This window comes from Caldimonas sp. KR1-144 (genome assembly GCF_049446155.1).
In the GTDB taxonomy this organism is placed as follows: Bacteria; Pseudomonadota; Gammaproteobacteria; order Burkholderiales; family Burkholderiaceae_C; genus Rivibacter.
The window spans coordinates 102,324-119,460 of sequence record NZ_JBMSEE010000003.1 but is presented as its reverse complement, the minus strand read 5'-3'; the positions used below and the strand labels follow the sequence as shown (position 1 = coordinate 119,460).

The window sequence follows — 17,137 nt, the reverse complement described above, 5'->3', positions numbered from 1 at the left end:
TGGCGACGCGCGTCGGTCAACGCGACTCGAACGGCAGCGCGAACTGCGACAAGTCCTTGCGCGTCTCGACCAGGACCAGCGGGCCTTCATCGGGCAGCACCACCGGCTTGATCTCGCGCGGCACATGCACCGGCTTCGGCTCGGCGGCCATGGCGGCCTGCGCCGCGGCGATCTTGTCGGTGTCCGAGTTCACCCACTCGAGGCCGGCATTGCGCGCCAGCGCGGCCAGGTCGTCGAGCGGCAGCGCGAACGCAACCGGTGCAGGCGCGGGCGCCGCGATCGGCTCCATCGCAGCCACCGGCGCCGGCGTCGGCTTGGCTTCTTCAAGCGCCGCCGGCGCGGCGACCACGGGTTCGGCAGCCTCCGGCGCGACGTCGATCGACAGTGTCTCGATCACGCTCGCGCCGACATCCTCGCCCAGCGGCTCGCCCTCGGCCAGCAGCGCGACGGCCTCGGCGCCTTCCTCGATGGCCTCACCACCCTCGGCACGCGCGCCTTCGCCGCGCTCGCCATTGCGACCGCGTCCGCCACGGCGACGACGACGGCGACCGCCTTCGCGCTCGCCGGCCTCGCCCTCGGCGGCCGGCTCGGCGCGCGGTGCCTCGCCGCCGATGCCGGCAGCCTCGGCCACCGCGGCCATCGCCGACGCTGCGCCCAGTTCGGCGACCGGCGCCTCGGCTTCGACGGCCTCGGGCCGCGCCTCGGCGCCGCGCTCGCCACCACGGCCGCGACCGCCGCGGCGGCCTTCCCCGCGGCCCTCCGCACGGCCTTCTGCGCGACCTTCTGCGCGACCTTCGCCGCGCGATTCGCCACGCGCCTCGCGTGCCTCGTTCGACACACCGGTGGCCTCGACCTCGCTGCGCGGCGGGCGCTCGCCCTGCGCATTGCCCTTGCGTTCGTCGCGACGCGACTCGTCACGGCGCCCGTCGCGCCGCGCGCCGGCATCGCCTTGCGCACCACCGTCCGCACGGCCGCCTTGGCGACCTTCGCGTGCCTCCGTCCGGCCGCCTTCGCGACCACCCTCGCGGCCGCCTTCGCGACCACCCTCGCGGCCGCCTTCGCGACCACCCTCGCGGCCGCCTTCACGGCCACCTTCGCGGCGCTCGTCGCCGCGACGGCCACCGCGGCCGCCGCGCCCGCCGCGACCGCCATCGCGACCACCTTCACGCGGCTCTCGCGCTTCCTTGGCCGGCACGGCCGGCGCGGCCACGACCGGCGCCGGGGCCTGCGTCTCGCCGCCGAACAGCTTCTTGAGCCAGCCGAAGAAGCCGCCGCTGCCTTGCACCGGCGCGGGAATCGGCGTGGCCACCGGCGGCGCGACGGGCGCCGCAGCCGCGGGCTCCGGCTTGGGCGGCGCGACCGGCGCCGGCTGGTCGGGCAGCACGCCCTTGATGACCGGCTCCTGCTTGGCCTTGGCCTTCTCGCGTCGGCTGATCGAGACCTCGTCGTCCGGCTCCTCGATCATCGAGTAGCTCGCCTGCAGGTTCTCCAGGCGCGGGTCGTCGTGGCGCAGGCGCTCGAGCTTGTAGTTCGGCGTCTCGAGGTGCTTGTTGGGCACCAGCAGCACGGTCACGCGCTGCTTGAGCTCGATCTTGGTGATCTCGGTGCGCTTCTCGTTGAGCAGGAACGAGGTCACTTCCACCGGCACCTGCACGTGCACGGCTGCGGTGCTCTCCTTCATCGACTCTTCCTGGATGATGCGCAGGATCTGCAGCGCGGAAGACTCGGTGTCGCGGATGTGGCCGGTGCCGTTGCAGCGCGGGCAGGTGATGTGGCTGCCTTCGGACAGCGCCGGGCGCAGTCGCTGGCGGCTGAGTTCGAGCAGGCCGAACTTGGAAATCGAGCTGAACTGCACACGCGCGCGGTCCGAGCGCAGCGCGTCGCGCAGGCGGGTCTCGACCTCGCGGCGGTTCTTGGACTCCTCCATGTCGATGAAGTCCACGACGATCAGGCCGCCGAGGTCGCGCAGGCGCATCTGGCGCGCGATCTCGTCGGCCGCCTCGAGGTTGGTGCGCGTGGCGGTTTCCTCGATGTCGCCGCCGCGCGTGGCGCGCGCGGAGTTCACGTCGATCGAGACCAGCGCCTCGGTGTGGTCGATCACGATCGCGCCGCCGGCCGGCAGGTTCACCGTGCGCGAGAACGCGGTCTCGATCTGGTGCTCGATCTGGAAGCGGCTGAACAGCGGCGCATCGTCACGGTAGCGCTTCACGCGATTGGCCGTTTCCGGCATCACGTGGTTCATGAACTGCTTGGCCTGATCGTAGATGTCGTCGGTGTCGATCAGGATCTCGCCGATGTCGGCGGTGAAGTAGTCGCGGATCGCGCGGATCACCAGCGACGACTCCTGGTAGATCAGGAACGCGCCCTTGCCCGCCTTGGAGGCGCCGTCAATGGCGTCCCAGAGCTTGAGCATGTAGTTGAGGTCCCACTGCAGCTCGGGCGCGGTGCGGCCGATGCCGGCGGTGCGCGCGATCAGGCTCATGCCCTTGGGGTACTCGAGCTGGTCGAGGTTCTCCTTGAGCTCCTCGCGGTCCTCGCCCTCGATGCGCCGGCTGACGCCGCCGCCGCGCGGGTTGTTGGGCATCAGCACCAGGTAGCGGCCGGCCAGCGAGATGAAGGTGGTCAGCGCCGCGCCCTTGTTGCCGCGCTCTTCCTTCTCGACCTGGACCAGCAGTTCCTGGCCTTCCTTGATGACGTCGGAGATCTTGGCGTTCTTGAGGTCCGCGCCGTCCTTGAAGTACTGCTTGGAGATCTCCTTGAACGGCAGGAAGCCGTGGCGGTCTTCGCCGTAGTCGACGAAACAGGCTTCCAGCGAGGGCTCGACGCGCGTGACGACGGCCTTGTAGATGTTGCCCTTGCGCTGCTCGCGCCCTTCGATCTCGGTTTCGAAGTCGAGCAGCTTCTGGCCCTCGACGATCGCCAGGCGCCGCTCTTCCGGCTGCGTGGCGTTGATCAGCATTCTCTTCATGCGCACTCCTACGCCGCGGCGGGCCATGCATGCCCGACGCGCACGACTGCGGTCACCTCCCGCGGGAAGCGACCGATCGATGCACGAATCAGCGCGGAGGAACCGAGAAGGAATCGCCCTGGACCTGGCTCACCCGCGAGGGTTCAAAGCGCAGGCGTTGGCGCATGCGAGCGCGCGATGCCGGACCGGCGCGCGCAACCGGCCACGCGCCGTCCAGCCGGCAGCAAGGCCGTGCAATGGGGCGATATGGCAAGTGGGCGGGCCGGAAACATCCGAGGCATCACGGGACGCGGGCTGCAGTTCGGTTGGCCATGCGCGCGAAGCGCTGGAACCCAACTACCGCCGGAAAACCTTGTGTCGTGGTTCGTTCTACGCTGGCTCTGCCACCGCTTTTGCGCCTGCCGACCGCTCACCTTGGGAAACGGCCCTGCCGCGCGCCGCGGCGTTGCATCACCTTTTGTCCGCTGCCGATGAGGCAGCGGGGCCTCGTGTTCGCTTTTCAGTGACGGGTAAACTCTGAAAAATCAATCACTTACGGCACACACGTGGCACAACGCATTATAGGTGCCAAAGCGCCGGCGGCGACAGCCCGGCCCCAGCCGGCACCTGCGGTGACCCATGTGACCGTCGGCGAGGAAGGCGAAGGCCAGCGCCTGGACAACTACCTGGTCAAGACGCTCAAGGGCGTTCCCAAAACCCACGTCTACCGGATCATTCGCAGCGGCGAGGTGCGCGTGAACAAGGCGCGCGCCGCCGCCGACACGCGCCTGGCCCTGGGCGACGTGCTGCGCCTGCCGCCGGTGCGCGTGTCGGACAAGGTGGCCGAGAAGGCCGAGAAGCCCGCGCCGGCGCGCGAATTCCCGATCGTCTTCGAGGACGAGTGGCTGATCGCGATCGACAAGCCGGCCGGCGTGGCCGTGCACGGCGGCTCGGGCGTGAGCTTCGGCGTGATCGAGCAGCTGCGCCGCGCGCGCCCCACGCTGCGTTTTCTCGAGCTGGTGCATCGGCTCGACAAGGAGACCTCGGGCCTGCTGCTGGTGGCCAAGAAGCGCAGCGCGCTGACCGCGCTGCAGGACCAGTTTCGCCAGCGCCAGACCGGCAAGACCTACCTGGCCGTCGTCAAGGGCGAGTGGCCCGATCGGCTCAAGGTGATCGACGTGCCGCTGCTGAAGACGCTGGTCGAGGCGCCGGACGGCGCGGGCGAGCAGCGCCACGTGCGCATCGTCGACGAAGCCCATCCCCAGGGGCGGCGATCGATCACGCTGGTGCGCGTGGCGCGGCGCCTGGCCGGGTTCACGCTGCTCGAGGTGACGATCAAGACCGGGCGCACCCACCAGATCCGCGTGCATCTCGCATCGCAGGGCCACCCGATCGTCGGCGACGAGAAGTACGGCGACTTCGAGCTGAACAAGGCGATGCACCGGCGCGGCGTCAAACGCATGCTGCTGCACGCATGGCGCCTGGCCTTCGACCACCCCAAGACGGGCGAGACGGTGCGGCTGGAATCGCTGACGCCGTTCGAGCTGGAGGCGCTCGAGAAGGGGGCTTCGTGACGCGGCGCGAATGGCAGATCGCGCTGCCGATCCTGCTCGCGCTGGCGGCCTGCGCGGCGGGCTTGATCAAGGGCCTGCAGCTGCGCGGCGATGCGCGCGGGCCCGAAGCGATGCGGGTGCTGCCGTCGCCGCAGGGCGAACGCGTGGCGCTCGTGTTCGACGGCGCCTTGCACGTGACGGACGCCGAGGGCCGACGGCTTGTGCGTCAGCCGGTCGCCGAGCTCGGCCTCGCCGAGGCGCCGAACGACATGGATTGGACGGTCGATCGCGAAGGTCACATCGAGGCCTGGCTGTTCGACGACCGTGTGCCACGGGTGCTGCGCTGCGCATGGGACGAGGCGCGGCCCGGCCTGCGCGACTGCGCGGCCGCGCTGTCCGGTGCGCAGCTCAAGCTGAACCCGCGCTCGCGCGCCGTGCACTTGGCGGTCGATCGCCTGGGCGAGCGGATCTTCCTCGCCGATGCCAAAAGTGCGCAGGTGCAGGTGTTCGACCTGGCGGGTCGTGTGCTCGCACGCTCGCAGCCGGATGTGTCGCTCGACTTCCCGAACCGGCTGCGCTTCCTCGGCGACGACACGCTGGCGGTGGCCGACAACGACCACCATCGCATCGTCTGGCTCGACGTTGCGGCGGGGCGGCCGATGCGCGTCGCGCGCACGCTCTCATCGCATGACCACGGCCAGGCACGGCCGGGGCGCGGGCTGGTCGGCGATGCCGCCTTCGGCGCCGACGGCACGCTGTGGATGCTGGCGCTGCGGCCGGGCCAGAAGGACGGCGACCTGCTGGTCTTCGACGCCGACCGACGGCCCATCGCGCGTGCCGACCTGCCCGCCGGAGCCGATCCGCTGATCGTCGAAGCGCTCGGTTCGGCGGCGCTCGTCGCCGACTTTGCCGGAGCCGACCTCTATCGCGTCGATGCGCGCGGCCGCTGGCTCGGTCCGTTCGGCGACGCCCCGCTGCGCGCCGAGCTGAGTGCCCGGCACGACCAGTTGCGCACGGCTGACCGGTGGTTCACGGCCTCGCTGGCGGCAGGCGGTCTCGTGATCGCGGTCGGCATCGTGCTGGCGCTGCGCTTCGGCGAACGACCGCCGCGCGCCGGCGCGCTCGACCGCGAGACGGCCGCCCGGCTGGCCGAGCTGCGCTCGGCCGCGCATGCGCCGGCGCTGCCCGTCGTGCTGACGCCGACGCCGGCCTACCTGAAGGCCCTGCGGCGCCAGATCGTGTGGTCCGCCGGCCTGGCGCTTCTGTCGGCCGCCGCGGTGCTGGTGCCGGTCGCGATGCTTGGGGGCGCACTCAAGACGGCCGCGGGCATCGGGCCGATGGCCCTCGGCGTGGTCGTCCTGGGTGGCGTTTCGCTGCTGGCGTTGTCGATCCTGCAGCGCCGCATCGGTTCGACCCGGCTGGAGATCGGCGCCGAAGCGGTCGACTGGATCGAAGGCGAGCGGCGCAAGTCGAGCGCGAAGCTGAAGGACGTCTACGCCTCGGCCGGCGGCCTTTTGATCGGCGCGCGCGTGCTGCGCTGGCGGCTCGTGCGCCTGGGCAGCCCACGGCGCCCGGGCGAGCCGATGTTCGATCCGCAGGCGATCGAGCGGGCGCTGTTGTCGCGGCTTCCCGCGACCCAGCTCGTCGACGATCCGGCGCTCATGCGGCTGCAGCTGCAGCGGCAACCGCTGGCGCTCAAGCTGCTGCTCGCACTGCCGATCGCCACCTGGGTCATCTGGCAGATCGCCCGCCTGTTCGAACGCTGACAATTCGCGCATGACCGACTTCCGCCCGCGCCGCTTCGACCTCATCGTGTTCGACTGGGACGGCACCCTGTTCGACTCTACCGCGCTGATCGTGCGCTGCATCCAGGCGGCGTGCGCCGATGTCGGCACCACCGTGCCCAGCGATGCGCAGGCCGCCTACGTGATCGGCCTGGGCCTGCATGACGCGCTCGCACATGCCGCGCCCGATCTTCCGAAGGAGCGCGTGATCGATCTCGCGCAGCGCTACCGCCACCACTACTTCGCGGCTCAGCATGAACTCACGCTGTTTCCCGGCACGCTCGAGATGCTGGGCGAGCTGAAGTCGCGCCATCATTGGCTGGGCGTGGCCACCGGCAAGTCGCGCCGCGGCCTCGACGAGGCCTTGGACCGCGCGCTCGACGCACGCGAAAGCGGCTTGTCGCTGCGCCGCTTCTTCGACGCCACGCGCACCGCCGACGAAACCGCGAGCAAGCCCAACCCGCTGATGCTCAACGAGCTGATGCGCGAGTTCGGCGTCGCGCCCGAGCGCACGCTGATGATCGGCGACACCACGCACGATCTGCTGCTGGCCGACAACGCCGGCGCCGCATCGCTCGCGGTGAGCTACGGCGCGCACGAAGTCGAGGCCTTCGATGCGCACGCGCCGGTATTCGTCGCGCACAGCACGCGCGAGCTGCACGACTGGCTGATCGCGCACGCCTGATCCGATGCACGCCGACGCCATCGACCTGTGCGCCTCGGCCGAGCTGGCCGAGCGCGGCAAGGCCATCGTCTTCGACGTGCTGGTCTTCGGCCGCCCCGAGCGCGCGTTCGCGCTGCGCTTCGACGGCCGCGTGGTGGCCTACCTGAACCGCTGTGCCCACGTGCCGGCCGAGATGGACTGGCAGCCCGGCGAGTTCCTCGACGCCGACCGGAACTTCATCCTCTGCTCGATCCACGGCGCGAGCTATGACGCGGCCAGCGGCCATTGCATCGGCGGGCCCTGCGGCCGCGGACGCCTCATGGCGATCGCGGTCGACGAGCGCGACGGACGGGTGCGTTGGTATCCTTCCCGTGACGTTCGGCCGGTGGCCGAATCCTTCGGCGAGACCTCGCCCTCGAGCCAGACATGAGCACCTCCAACGACGATCCCTCCCGCCCCGAACCCGAGTTCGGCCCGGCTCCCGTGCCTCCGGTGACGCGCCCGGCGCCCGCGCCGACGACGCCCGCGGTGGCCGGCGTCGATGCCGGCGTGATCGAGGACTTCGCGCGCGCCTACCTGCGCGACCGCCGCGGCGAGCGGCGCTGGAAGCTGGTGTTTCGCTTCGCGTGGCTGCTGGTGTTCGCGGCGATCGCCTATGCGCTGTTCGCGCAGAACAAGCACGCCGCCGCGCCCAACGGCCCGCACACCGCCTTGATCGAAGTGCGCGGCGAGATCGCAAGCGAAGGCGAGGCCACCGCCGAAAACCTCAACGCCGCGCTCAAGAGCGCCTTCGAGGACCGCGGCGCGCAAGGCATCGTGCTGCGCATCAACTCGCCGGGTGGCAGCCCCGTGCAGGCCGGCCTGGTCTACGACGAGATCAAGCGCCTGAAGGCCCTGCACGGCAAGAAGGTCTATGCGGTGTGCGAGGAAGTCTGCGCCTCGGGCGCCTACTACATGGCCGCCGGCGCCGACGAGATCTACGTCGACAAGGCCTCGATCGTCGGCTCGATCGGCGTGCTGATGGACGGCTTCGGCTTCACCGGTTCGATGGAAAAGCTCGGCGTCGAGCGCCGCCTGCTGACCGCCGGCGCCAACAAGGGCATGCTCGATCCGTTCTCGCCGCTCAACGAGCAGCAGCGCGCGTTCGCGCAAGGCATGCTCGAGCAGATCCACCACCAGTTCATCGCGGTGGTCAAGGAAGGCCGCGGCAAGCGCCTGAAGGAGACGCCCGAGACCTTCTCCGGCCTGTTCTGGAGCGGCGAAGAAGCCGTGAAGCAGGGCCTGGCCGACAAGATCGGCAGCCTCGACTACGTCGCGCGAGAAGTGGTCAAGGCCGAGGAAGTGATCGACTACACGCCGCGCGAGAACGTCGCGGAGCGGCTGGCCAAGCGCTTCGGCGCATCGATCGGCGAAGGCGCGATCAAGGCGCTACGCAGCCTCCCCTCGATCCACTGAAGGTTCATGCGGGCTCACGCCCGCGAACTGCCTGGCGAGGTGCGCCTCGCCATGCTCGAGGATGAAGTAGCGCAGCGCCTCGGCAATCGGCGAGAGCGTCTTGCTCAGCGTGTGCACCACGTACCAGCGGCGCACCACCGGCAGGCCCTCGACATCGGGCAGCGCGAGGCGCCCTGTGGCCAGCTCCAGGCCCACGGTGTGCAGTGACAGGAACGCGAGGCCCATGCCGGCCATCACGGCCTGCTTGATCGTCTCGTTGCTCGACATCTCCATCGCGTAGCCCGGCGCGATGTGCTGCTCCTCGAAGAACTGCTCCATCGCCGCGCGCGTGCCCGAGCCGGGCTCGCGCACGATGAAGGGCTGGTTTGCGAGCGCCGACGCCGGCACCGGGCCCAGCCGGACCAGCGGATGCTCGGGCGGCGCGACCACGCCGTGCGGATGCGCGGCAAAAGGCTCGGCGCGCGTCGCCAGCTCCTTGGGCGGGCGGCCCATCACCGCGAGGTCGGCCTCGTTGTCGTGCATGCGCGCGACCAGCTGCTCGCGGTTGCCCACCAGCAGCTTGATCTCCACCGCGGGGTGCTCGGCGCGAAAGCGCGCCAGCAGCTGCGGCAGGAAGTACTCCGCCGTCGACACCATGCCGATCGTCAGGCGGCCGCCGGTGAGGCCGCGGAACTTGGCGACCGCGTCCTCGGCGTCCTTGAGCGTCACCAGTACCTTCTTCACGTAGACCAGCAGGTACTCGCCGGTCACGGTGAGCGAGACGCTGCGGCCGGTGCGATCGAACAGCGGCAGGCCGACCTGCTCCTCCAGCTCCTTGATCTGCATCGAGACCGCCGGCGGGCTCAGGTGCAGCTCCTCGGCCGCGCGGGCAAAGCTTCCCAAGCGCGCGCAGGCGGCGAAGCAGCGCAGTTGACGCAGCGTGATGTTGCGCATCGGCGGGTGGATCGGAGAGTCAGTTAAGAAAAGCTGAACTTCGAGTGCAGTTCATCTGACTTTACCTGAACTGTCGTGGCCCCTACCGTTCAGCCAACGCATCGAGCCACAGCAGGAGACACCGATGAACAAGCCGGTCGACGAAGGAATCATCACCGACGCCAAGAAACGCTATTCGGCCGGAGTGCTGAAGTACCGCCAGATGGGCTATTGGCAGCCCGACTACCAGCCCAAGGACACCGACACCATCTGCCTGTTCCGGATCACGCCGCAAGAAGGGGTCGATCCGATCGAGGCGGCCGCGGCCGTGGCCGGCGAGTCGAGCACCGCGACCTGGACGGTGGTCTGGACCGACCGCCTGACCGCCTGCGACAGCTACCGCGCCAAGGCCTTCAAGGTCGAGCCGGTGCCCAACAACCCCGAGCAGTACTTCGCCTGGGTCGCCTACGACCTGATCCTGTTCGAAGAAGGCTCGATCTCGAACATGACCGCGAGCCTGATCGGCAACGTGTTCTCGTTCAAGCCGCTCAAGGCCGCGCGGCTGGAAGACATCCGCATCCCGGTCGCCTACGTCAAGACCTTCAAGGGCCCGCCGACCGGCCTGGTGGTCGAGCGCGAGCGCCTGGACAAGTTCGGCCGCCCGCTGCTGGGCGCGACCACCAAGCCCAAGCTGGGCTTGAGCGGACGCAACTACGGCCGCGTGATCTACGAAGGCCTCAAGGGCGGCCTCGACTTCATGAAGGACGACGAGAACATCAACTCGCAGCCCTTCATGCACTGGCGCGACCGCTTCCTCTACGTGATGGACGCGGTCAACAAGGCCAGTGCCGCCACCGGCGAGGTCAAGGGCTCGTACCTGAACGTCACCGCCGCGACGATGGAAGACATGTACGAGCGCGCCGAGTTCGCCAAGGAACTCGGCAGCGTGATCGTGATGATCGACCTCGTGATCGGCTACACGGCGATCCAGAGCATGTCGAACTGGGCGCGCAAGAACGACATGATCCTGCACCTGCACCGCGCGGGGCACGGCACCTATACGCGCCAGAAGAACCACGGCGTCTCGTTCCGCGTGATCGCGAAATGGATGCGCCTGGCCGGCGTGGACCACATCCACGCGGGCACCGCGGTCGGCAAGCTCGAGGGCGACCCGATGACGGTGCAGGGCTACTACAACGTCTGCCGCGACAGCTACACCTTGCAGGACCTGCCGCGCGGCCTCTACTTCGACCAGGACTGGGCCGACCTGAAGAAGGTGATGCCGGTCGCCTCCGGCGGCATCCATGCCGGCCAGATGCACCAGCTGCTGGACCTCTTCGGCGACGACGTCTGCCTGCAGTTCGGCGGCGGCACGATCGGCCACCCGCAGGGCATCCAGGCCGGTGCGGTGGCGAACCGCGTCGCGCTCGAAGCCATGGTCAAGGCGCGCAACGAGGGCCGCGACATCAAGGTCGAGGGCCCCGAGATCCTGCAGGCCGCGGCGCGCCACTGCTCGCCGCTGAAGCAGGCCCTCGATACCTGGGGCGAGATCAGCTTCAACTACACGCCCACCGACACCAGCGACTACGTCGTCACGCCCAGCGTGTCGGCCTGATCCGCGAGACCCACGAGGAGTCCCGACCATGATGACCAACCCGATGCAGCGCGTCACGCAAGGGCAGTTCAGCTTCCTGCCCGACCTGACGGACGCCGAGATCACCGCGCAGATCGAATACGGCCTCGCCAAAGGCTACGCCTGGAGCGTCGAGTACACCGACGATCCGCACCCGCGCAATACCTACTGGGAGATGTTCGGCAACCCGATGTTCGACCTGCGCGACGCCGCCGGCGTGCTGATGGAACTCAACAGCTGCCGCAAGACCTTCCCGAACCACTACATCCGCCTGATGGCCTTCGACTCCACGCGCGGCATCGAGTCGATCGCGATGAGCTTCATCGTGAACCGCCCGCCGCGCGAACCGGGTTTCGGACTCGCGCGCACCGAGACGGTCGGCCGCCACATGCGCTATCGGATCTCGTCGTACGCGACCGACAAGCCCGAAGGCGAGCGCTACTGACCGAAGACCGCAGCGAGAGGCCGCGATGGACGCCCCCACGACCGTCGACCTGCGCGCGCTGGTGCGCGAGTCCAACGTGCACGAGGTGCTCGACGCGCTCGATGCCGAGCTCGTCGGCCTCGCGCCGGTGAAGCGCCGCCTGCGCGAGATCGCGGCCTTTCTCGCGGTGAGCAAGGCGCGCGAACAGCTCGCGCTCGACGCCTCGCCGCCGAGCCTTCACATGTGCTTCACCGGCAATCCCGGCACCGGCAAGACCACGGTGGCGCTGCGCATCGCCGAGATCCTTCATCGCCTGGGCTACGTGCGCAAAGGGCACGTGGTCAGCGTCACGCGCGACGACCTGGTGGGCCAGTACATCGGCCACACCGCGCCCAAGACCAAGGAAGTGCTCAAGAAGGCGATGGGCGGCGTGCTCTTCATCGACGAGGCCTACTACCTCTACCGCCCCGAGAACGAGCGCGACTACGGCCAGGAGGCGATCGAGATCCTGCTGCAGGTGATGGAGAACCACCGCGACGATCTGGTCGTGATCCTCGCCGGCTACAAGGACCGGATGGAGACCTTCTTTCGCTCCAACCCCGGCATGGGTTCGCGCATCGCGCACCACATCGACTTTCCCGACTACAGCGAAGACGAACTGCTGGCCATCGCGCAGCGCATGTGCGCGCAGATGCACTACGAGTTCGACGACGCATCGCTCGCCGCGATGCGCGACTACATCGCGCATCGCGTGCAGCAGCCCCATTTCGCCAACGCGCGCTCGATCCGCAATGCGCTCGACCGCGCGCGCCTGCGCCAGGCGATGCGCGTGTTCGAAGACGCCGCGCACGACGGTGCGACCGATGCGCGCGCGCTCACGCTGCTCGCCGCCGAAGACTTTCGCGCCTCGCGCGTGTTCACCGGCGGCGCGCTTGCGCAACAGGCGACACAAGAGTCAACGACATGAGGAGACCACCATGCCTTCCACCCTGTACAGCGGACGCACCACGCTGTCGAAATTCCTGATCGAGCAGCTGCGCGAGCACCCTGAAGGCGCCGACCTCGGCGCCTTGCTGGTCGACGTGGCCGCCGCCGTCAAGGCGATCGCGGCGATGACGGCCAAGGGCGCCCTGGGTGGCTTTCTCGGCGCGGTCGAGCAGCGCAACAGCCAGGGCGAGACGCAGAAGAAGCTCGACGTGCTCGCCAACGAGGCGGTGATCCAGTCCTGCGAATGGGGCGGCCTGGTGGCCGGCATGGCGAGCGAGGAGCTCGAGGCGCCGTACGAGATCCCGGCCGAGTTCCGCCGCGGGCGCTTCCTGCTCGTGTTCGATCCGCTCGACGGCTCGAGCAACACCGACGTCAACGTCTCGGTCGGCACCATCTTCTCGGTGCTGCGCCATGCCGATGCGCAGGCGCCCACGCTCGACGCCTTTCTCCAGCAAGGCAGCCGGCAGGTCGCGGCCGGCTATGCGATCTACGGCCCGGCGACGATGCTGGTGCTGACCGTGGGCCGCGGCACGCACGGCTTCACGCTCGATCGCGAGGTCGGCAACTTCATCCTCACGCATCCCGACCTCGCGATCCCCGAAGAGACCAGCGAGTTCGCGATCAACACCAGCAACGAACGCTGGTGGGAGCCGCCGGTGGCGCGCTACGTCAACGAATGCAAGGCCGGCAAGAGCGGCGAGCGCGGTCGCGACTTCAACATGCGCTGGATCGCCTCGATGGTGGCCGAGGTGCACCGCATCCTGATGCGCGGCGGCATCTTCATGTACCCGCGCGACCGCAAGGACCCGGCCAAGCCCGGCCGCCTGCGCCTGATGTACGAGGCCAACCCGGTCGGCATGCTGATCGAGCAGGCCGGCGGGCGCGCATCGACCGGGCGAGGGCGCATCCTCGACGTGCCGCCCGCCGAGCTGCACCAGCGCGTGCCGGTGATCCTCGGCTCGCGCTGCGAGGTCGAGCGCATCGAGCGCTACCACGCCGAGTTCGACGCCGGCACCGACCGGCCCTTCGTCTCGCCGCTGTTCAACGAACGTTCGCTGTTTCGCCCCGAAGCCCTGGCGGTCAACGCCGGGCTGAACGGCTGAGGAGGGCGCTGTCATGTCGCAACGCCATCCCATCATCGCCGTCACCGGTTCGTCGGGCGCGGGCACGACGACCGTGATGAAGAGCTTCGCGCACATCTTCCGGCGCGAGAACATCCGCGCCCAGGTCATCGAGGGCGATTCCTTCCACCGCTTCAACCGCGTTGAGATGCGCGAGCGCACGCGCATCGCCGATCTCGAGGGCAACCACAACCTCTCGCACTTCGGCCCCGACTCCAACCTGCTCGCCGAGCTGGAGCAGACCTTCCGCCACTACGGCGAGACCGGGTCCGGCAAGGTCCGAAAGTACGTCCACGACGCCGAGGAGGCCGCCGAGTTCAAGTGCGACCCGGGCACCTTCACCGAGTGGCGTGAGATGGAGCCGAACACCGACTTGCTGTTCTACGAAGGCCTGCACGGTGCCTACCAGGGCGGCGGGGTCGATGTCGCGCGCCACGTGGACCTGCTGGTCGGCGTGGTGCCGATCATCAACCTCGAGTGGATCCAGAAGCTGCACCGCGACCAGAACATGCGCGGCTACTCGCAGGAGGCGGTGGTCAACACGATCCTGCGCCGCATGCCGGACTACGTGAACTACATCTGCCCGCAGTTCAGCCACACGCACGTGAACTTCCAGCGCGTGCCGACGGTGGACACCAGCAATCCGTTCATCGCCAAGGACATCCCGAGCGCCGACGAGAGCATGGTCGTGATCCGCTTCGCCAACCCCAAGGGCATCGACTTCCCCTACCTGCTGTCGATGCTGCAGAACTCGTGGATGAGCCGGCCCAACAACATCGTCGTGCCGGGCGGCAAGATGGGCCTGGCGATGCAGCTGATCTTCACGCCGATGATCCTGCGGCTGATGGACCAGAAGCGGAGGGCGTCATGAGTGAAGTCGATCCTCGCACGCTCGCCGACGCGCTGCGCTTCCTCGCGATCGACGCGGTCGACGCCGCCAACTCCGGCCACCCCGGCATGCCGATGGGCATGGCCGACATCGCCGAGGTCCTGTGGCGCGAGCATCTGAAGCATGACCCGCAGCGCCCCGACTGGCCCGACCGCGACCGCTTCGTCCTCAGCAACGGCCACGGCTCGATGCTGCTCTATGCACTGCTGCATCTGACCGGCTACGCGCTGCCGCTCGACGAGCTCAAGCGCTTTCGCCAGCTCGGCTCGCGCACGCCGGGCCATCCCGAGGTCGGCCACACGGCCGGCGTCGAGACGACCACCGGCCCGCTCGGCCAGGGCCTGGCCAACGCGGTCGGCATGGCGCTGGCCGAGAAGCTGCTCGCGCACCGATTCAACCAGCCGGGCCACGAGATCGTCGACCACCGCACCTGGGTCTTCCTCGGCGACGGCTGCCTGATGGAAGGCATCAGCCACGAGGCGGCGTCGCTGGCCGGCGTGTGGGAGCTCGGCAAGCTGTGCTGCTTCTACGACGACAACGGCATCTCGATCGACGGCCACGTCGACGGCTGGTTCCGCGACGACACGCGCGCGCGCTTCGAGGCCTACGGCTGGCGCGTGATCGGCCCGATCGACGGCCACGACCGCGCGCAGATCGAGGCCGCGATCCGCACCGCGCGTTCCAGCATCGCGCGGCCCACGCTGGTGATCTGTCGCACGACCATCGGCTGGGGCTCGCCGGCCAAGGCCGGCACGCACGACGTTCACGGCGCGCCGCTGGGCCAGAAGGAGTCGCTCGCCACGCGCGAGGCGCTGGGCTGGCCGCACGCGGCCTTCGAGATCCCGGCGCCGATCCGTGCCGCGTGGGACGCGCGCGATCGCGGCCGCGAGGCCTCGCGCGCCTGGGACGCGCGCCTGGCCAGCTACTCGCTCGCGCATCCGGCGCTGGCCGACGAGCTGCTGCGCCGCCTGCGCGGCGCGCTGCCCGCCGACTGGGCGCAGATCGCTGCGCGCACGATCGATGCCGCGCGCGCGGTCGAGGCGCCGACCGCGACGCGCAAGTCCTCGCAGAACGCGCTCGAGGCGCTGGTGCCCGCGCTGCCCGAGCTGCTCGGCGGCTCGGCCGACCTGACCGGTTCCAACCTCACCGCGGTCAAGGCCTCGGTACCGGTCGATGCGCACGGCGTGGGCAACCACGTGCACTACGGCGTGCGCGAGTTCGGCATGGCCGCGGCGATGAACGGCATCGCGCTGCACGGGGGACTGCTGCCCTACGGCGGAACCTTCGCGGTGTTCAGCGACTACTCGCGCAACGCGATCCGCATGGCCGCGCTGATGCAGCTGCCGGTCGTGCATGTGCTCACGCACGACTCGATCGGCCTGGGCGAGGACGGCCCGACCCACCAGCCGGTCGAGCACGCCGCGACGCTTCGGCTGATTCCGGGCCTGGACGTCTGGCGCCCGGCCGACGCGATGGAAACGGCGGTCGCGTGGACCGCGTCGCTCGCGCGCGCCTGCAGCGCCGAGCCGGGGCCCAGCGCGCTGCTGCTGTCGCGCCAGAACCTGCCGCAGCTCGCGCGCGCCGCGCTCGATGAAGAAGCGATCGCGCGCGGCGGCTATGTCGTCGCCGACGCGGTCGGCCGGCCCGACGTGGTGCTGATCGGCACCGGCTCGGAGCTGCAACTCGCGCTGGCGGCCCGCACGCAGCTTGCCGAACAGGGCATCGCCGCGCGCGTGGTGTCGATGCCTTCGACCAGCGTGTTCGACCGCCAAAGCAGCGGCTGGCGCGACGCGGTGCTGCCGCGTGGCGTGCCGCGCGTCGCGGTCGAGGCCGCGCACCCCGACTTCTGGCGCAAGTACGTCGGCCTCGAAGGCGAGGTGGTCGGCATGGCGCGCTTCGGCGAGTCGGCGCCCGCGACGCAGCTGTACCAGCGCTTCGGCATCACGGCCGAGGCCGTCGTCGCGGCGGCGCGCCGCGTCGCCGGCCGCGAATCGGTGCAGGCCGAGCCGGCCTACGCCGGCGCCAAATGACGCGACGACCGAGTCCACGACGCAGGAGTTCACCCCGATGTATTCGCTGTACCTGTTCGACCTCGACGGCACGCTGGTCGACACCGCGCCCGAGATCACCGACGCCACCAACGCGCTGCTCGCCTCGGCGCGGCTGCCGCAGGTCGACGAGGCGCTGGTGCGCCAATGGATCGGCCACGGCACGCGCGAGCTGCTCGCGCAGGCGGTGGCCCACGTGAGCGGCCGCGCGGTCGACATCCTGCGCGGCGACGGCACGCTGGATGCGCTGATGCCGGCGTTCTCGCTGCACTACCTCGAGCACTGCGGCCGGCGCAGCCGCGTGTACCCGCAGGTCGAGGCCGCGCTCGACGGCCTGCGCGACCGCGGCGCGCGGCTGGCGGTGATCACCAACAAGGAAGAGCGCTTCGCCTTCCCGCTGCTCGAGCGCCACGGCCTGCGCGACTACTTCCAGCTCGTCGTCTGCGGCGACACGCTGCCGGCCAAGAAGCCCGACCCGATGCCGATCACGCACTGCCTCAAGCGCTTCTCGGTGAGCGCCGCGCAGGCGGTGTTCGTCGGCGACTCGGAGATCGACGTCAAGACCGCGCGCGCCGCCGGCGTGGCCTGCTGGGCCGTGCCCTATGGCTACAACCACGGCCGCCCGATCCAAAGCGCCGGCCCCGACCGCGTGATCGAGAGCTTTGCCGAGCTGGTCGAGCAGCCCGAGCGCCGGCTGCTCCTGATCGACTGAACCGAACA

Annotated in this window: 14 protein-coding genes; 12 read left to right on the top strand and 2 right to left on the bottom strand. The window is 69.7% G+C overall.

Annotated elements, in window-relative coordinates:
- Positions 1 to 16: 16 nt before the first annotated feature.
- Positions 17 to 2,968, bottom strand: a complete 2,952-nt coding sequence (locus ACO2TI_RS08500) for an Rne/Rng family ribonuclease (protein WP_423283542.1) — start codon at positions 2,966 to 2,968, stop codon at positions 17 to 19.
- A gap of 611 nt (positions 2,969 to 3,579) precedes the next feature.
- On the opposite strand from ACO2TI_RS08500, the gene ACO2TI_RS08495 reads away from it, so the two are divergent.
- The 5 genes from ACO2TI_RS08495 to ACO2TI_RS08475 are packed head-to-tail and all read left to right on the top strand — an operon-like array spanning position 3,580 to position 8,403.
- Positions 3,580 to 4,521 carry an RluA family pseudouridine synthase gene (locus ACO2TI_RS08495; RefSeq protein WP_423283540.1) on the top strand — a complete coding sequence of 314 codons (942 nt, stop codon included), beginning with the start codon at positions 3,580 to 3,582 and terminating at the stop codon, positions 4,519 to 4,521.
- Complete coding sequence (locus ACO2TI_RS08490; protein ID WP_423283538.1) at positions 4,518 to 6,266, top strand: hypothetical protein; 1,749 nt, start codon at positions 4,518 to 4,520, stop codon at positions 6,264 to 6,266. The genes ACO2TI_RS08495 and ACO2TI_RS08490 overlap by 4 nt, the downstream gene beginning before the upstream one ends.
- A gap of 10 nt (positions 6,267 to 6,276) precedes the next feature.
- Positions 6,277 to 6,969, top strand: a complete 693-nt coding sequence (locus ACO2TI_RS08485; RefSeq protein WP_423283536.1) for an HAD family hydrolase — start codon at positions 6,277 to 6,279, stop codon at positions 6,967 to 6,969.
- 4 nt (positions 6,970 to 6,973) lie between these two features.
- On the top strand, positions 6,974 to 7,378 hold the full coding sequence (locus ACO2TI_RS08480; protein WP_423283534.1) for a Rieske (2Fe-2S) protein: 405 nt from the start codon (positions 6,974 to 6,976) through the stop codon (positions 7,376 to 7,378).
- The gene (locus ACO2TI_RS08475) at positions 7,375 to 8,403 is read left to right on the top strand and encodes a S49 family peptidase (RefSeq protein WP_423283532.1); all 1,029 of its coding nucleotides are present in this window, start codon (positions 7,375 to 7,377) and stop codon (positions 8,401 to 8,403) included. The genes ACO2TI_RS08480 and ACO2TI_RS08475 overlap by 4 nt, the downstream gene beginning before the upstream one ends.
- Here ACO2TI_RS08475 and ACO2TI_RS08470 read toward each other — a convergent pair.
- Positions 8,377 to 9,336 carry a LysR family transcriptional regulator gene (locus tag ACO2TI_RS08470; RefSeq protein WP_423283530.1) on the bottom strand — a complete coding sequence of 320 codons (960 nt, stop codon included), beginning with the start codon at positions 9,334 to 9,336 and terminating at the stop codon, positions 8,377 to 8,379. The two genes, ACO2TI_RS08475 and ACO2TI_RS08470, sit on opposite strands and share 27 nt — an antisense overlap.
- Positions 9,337 to 9,460: 124 nt before the next feature.
- Between ACO2TI_RS08470 and ACO2TI_RS08465 the strand changes: the two genes are divergently transcribed.
- Genes ACO2TI_RS08465 through ACO2TI_RS08435 form a run of 7 tightly spaced genes read left to right on the top strand, consistent with a single transcriptional unit; the run spans position 9,461 to position 17,129 of the window.
- The gene (locus ACO2TI_RS08465; protein WP_423283528.1) at positions 9,461 to 10,930 is read left to right on the top strand and encodes a form I ribulose bisphosphate carboxylase large subunit; all 1,470 of its coding nucleotides are present in this window, start codon (positions 9,461 to 9,463) and stop codon (positions 10,928 to 10,930) included.
- Positions 10,931 to 10,958: 28 nt separating this feature from the next.
- Complete coding sequence (locus tag ACO2TI_RS08460) at positions 10,959 to 11,393, top strand: ribulose bisphosphate carboxylase small subunit (protein ID WP_423283526.1); 435 nt, start codon at positions 10,959 to 10,961, stop codon at positions 11,391 to 11,393.
- Between the two features lie 25 nt (positions 11,394 to 11,418).
- The gene (cbbX, locus tag ACO2TI_RS08455; protein WP_423283524.1) at positions 11,419 to 12,339 is read left to right on the top strand and encodes a CbbX protein; all 921 of its coding nucleotides are present in this window, start codon (positions 11,419 to 11,421) and stop codon (positions 12,337 to 12,339) included.
- Positions 12,340 to 12,361: 22 nt separating this feature from the next.
- A complete protein-coding gene (locus ACO2TI_RS08450) occupies positions 12,362 to 13,462 on the top strand; it encodes a class 1 fructose-bisphosphatase (RefSeq protein WP_423284065.1) in 1,101 nt (366 codons plus the stop codon).
- Between the two features lie 13 nt (positions 13,463 to 13,475).
- Complete coding sequence (locus ACO2TI_RS08445) at positions 13,476 to 14,351, top strand: phosphoribulokinase (protein ID WP_423283522.1); 876 nt, start codon at positions 13,476 to 13,478, stop codon at positions 14,349 to 14,351.
- Complete coding sequence (gene tkt, locus ACO2TI_RS08440) at positions 14,348 to 16,399, top strand: transketolase (RefSeq protein WP_423283520.1); 2,052 nt, start codon at positions 14,348 to 14,350, stop codon at positions 16,397 to 16,399. The genes ACO2TI_RS08445 and tkt overlap by 4 nt, the downstream gene beginning before the upstream one ends.
- A gap of 37 nt (positions 16,400 to 16,436) precedes the next feature.
- Positions 16,437 to 17,129: a phosphoglycolate phosphatase gene (locus tag ACO2TI_RS08435; RefSeq protein WP_423283518.1), complete on the top strand. Its 693-nt coding sequence runs from the start codon at positions 16,437 to 16,439 to the stop codon at positions 17,127 to 17,129.
- The last annotated feature ends 8 nt before the right edge of the window (positions 17,130 to 17,137 follow it).